This window comes from Tenacibaculum finnmarkense (assembly GCF_900239185.1).
Lineage (GTDB): Bacteria > Bacteroidota > Bacteroidia > Flavobacteriales > Flavobacteriaceae > Polaribacter > Polaribacter finnmarkensis.
On sequence record NZ_OENA01000020.1, the window covers coordinates 1 to 2,384 of the forward strand.

The 2,384-nt window shown below is 34.1% G+C and carries 3 protein-coding genes; all 3 read left to right on the forward strand.

From position 1 onward, the window contains the following. Positions 1-1,021: phage baseplate assembly protein V (locus AQ1689_RS02215; RefSeq protein ID WP_219618431.1), on the forward strand; the 1,021-nt coding region annotated here is incomplete at its 5' end. 2 nt (positions 1,022-1,023) lie between these two features. After that, on the forward strand, positions 1,024-1,254 hold the full coding sequence (locus AQ1689_RS02220; protein ID WP_101916196.1) for a hypothetical protein: 231 nt from the start codon (positions 1,024-1,026) through the stop codon (positions 1,252-1,254). 537 nt (positions 1,255-1,791) lie between these two features. Further along, positions 1,792-2,301 carry a hypothetical protein gene (locus AQ1689_RS02225; protein WP_101955049.1) on the forward strand — a complete coding sequence of 170 codons (510 nt, stop codon included), beginning with the start codon at positions 1,792-1,794 and terminating at the stop codon, positions 2,299-2,301. Positions 2,302-2,384: the final 83 nt, after the last annotated feature.

Consider the following 2,384-nt stretch of genomic DNA (forward strand, 5'->3'; position numbering starts at 1 on the left):
AGCGAATAAACAAGCAGGTAAGGTATCTACGGCAAATATACTTAGTGGTACTAGCAGTAAACAAGGCTTAACTGTGGGAACTGTAATAAAAGTAACAGGAGCACAGCGAGGAATTGATTCCTTTAATGTTAAAAATTACGGAGAGTATATTATTACCAAAATAACTCATACAGCTACAGGATCAAGTGAGTATTGTAATGAATTTGCGGCTATTTCTTCGGGTATCGCTATTTTACCAGAGCCATCGGTATCTTTACCAGAAGCATCACCACAATTAGCTACGGTATTATCAAATGAAGATCCCAACCAAAAAGGCCGTGTTCAAGTACAATTTCAATGGCAAACAGCAGGAATGAAAACATCATGGATACGTGTAATGACACCAGATGCAGGAAGCAGTGATAACCATACACAAAACCGTGGACAGGTATTTATACCCGAGATAGGAGACCAAGTAATGATCGGTTTTCGATATAACGATCCTAACAGACCTTTTGTAATGGGAAGTTTATTTCATGGGAATAATGGTGCAGGTGGTAAAGCTGATAATAATATTAAAAGTATTATTACTAAAAGTGGGCATATTTTGGAGTTTAACGATACCAAAAAACATGAAAGTATAAAGATTACTGATAAAAAAGGGAATCAGATTCTTATAGATACTGCTGGCGAAACAATAACGATTAATGCACTTAAAGATATTAATTTAAAGGCAGGGAAGAATATTAATATTGAAGCAGGTGAAAACATTAATATTATGGCAGGTAAAAACTTAGAAGAATCTGTAGGAGAAAACAAAATTTCTGCAATAGCAAAACATACTAGCATTACCTCAGGAGCAGATTATACGTTAATGGCATCAAATATATATGAAACGGCAGATGGAAATTTTGAAGGAAATGCCGAAACAATATCAAAAACTGCAGACAAAGAAATTACGATAAGCGCTGTAAAAAATGTAAGTAAACACGCTACAGGTAAATTAAATACGAATAGTAACGAAAACAGTAACCTATCATAACTATGGGAGGTAAAATAGTTAAAATAGCAAAAGGTAATTACATTGAAAAAGCCACAAATATTAATTATTACAGCGGCGGAGATATTAACACCATTGCAGGTGGGCGAATTAACGAAACGGCAGGCGAAGGTATTTTTATGGGCGATGCAGAAGAAGCACCCGAAAACAATAGGTCTCGAACAACCCCTATTACTATAGAAAGCTATGTAGAGTTTAGACCAAAACCAAATTGAAAAGGTGAGTTTGGTTTTGATTGGTTTAGAAACGGAGATTATAAAGACAGTGCCCGTTTATTTAGAAATTTAGATTATAAAGATGTAATTGCCAAGCAATATACCGATAGTAGGCACAGAACATTAGAAACCAAAGCTAATAATTATAAAGGTTATTTTAAAAAAAACGCCTTTTTATATAAAAATTTAAGAAATAAATTTTAACCAACAAAAATAAATTGGAAATACAAAAAAGATAGGAGAGGTAGAGATTTATTAGATGCCTCGGGTAACCCTGTTTTTGATGAGTTTTTAGCATCGTATCTTGCTATTTTTAAAAAAGAAACCGACCCCGATGTAGCTGTAACCATACAAGCCTATATACACGTAAAAACAGCACCCGACGAGTTAAAAATACAGCTAGAAGAAGATCAGAAAGATTTTTACAGTGTTTCTCCATTAGAGCTAACAAAAACAGTAACTGGCAGAAAACCCACCAAACAAGACATTACTATTACTTGTAAAAAACCATGTAGCACAGACCGAATACTAAAAGTAGTGGCAACCACTACCAATGCTGCTGGTGTAACCAAAAAAGAAGTAGTAGGTAAATTAGTAGTAAAAGCAAACGATAGGACACACCGAAAAACAAAAAAAATTGTTTTTGTGCAGATTAAAACTAGGTTGCCTAGGAAAATGGGAAATGTAGGAAAGGCAGTTGAATATAATACAACTAATCTAAAAAAATACCTTAGGCAGGCACTTATCGATGTGCATGTTGATTCTGCTACCGAAACCCTCGATCTTGCGAGTATTAATGTAGGAAGAGCAACTGCAAATGCTCATTTTAATAGCAGGCAAATAAGAAATGGCGAAATACTAAGCCGTAGTACAGCAGGTCTTTTATTATATTATTTAAAAGAGTACTTAAAACAATATAGGCCTTTAGAGGTAGCTAAGTATGATGATTATTTTAAAGTATTTATTTTTGATGAAAAAGGGTACGATTCCAGACCTGGAACCAATAAAACAGGTTTTGCTAGCCCAGGAAAACCATATACGGCTTAAGTTTGTCTTTTAATACATTTGATATATAATCAGAAAGAATAAAAGAGAGAATTAAGGTTACTATATACGGTGAAGCATTGACT

What these genes read in the sequence shown, in the direction of transcription:
- AQ1689_RS02220 (WP_101916196.1), top strand. Translation starts at nt 1,024, where the DNA reads ATGGGAGGTAAAATAGTTAAAATAGCAAAAGGTAATTACATTGAAAAA.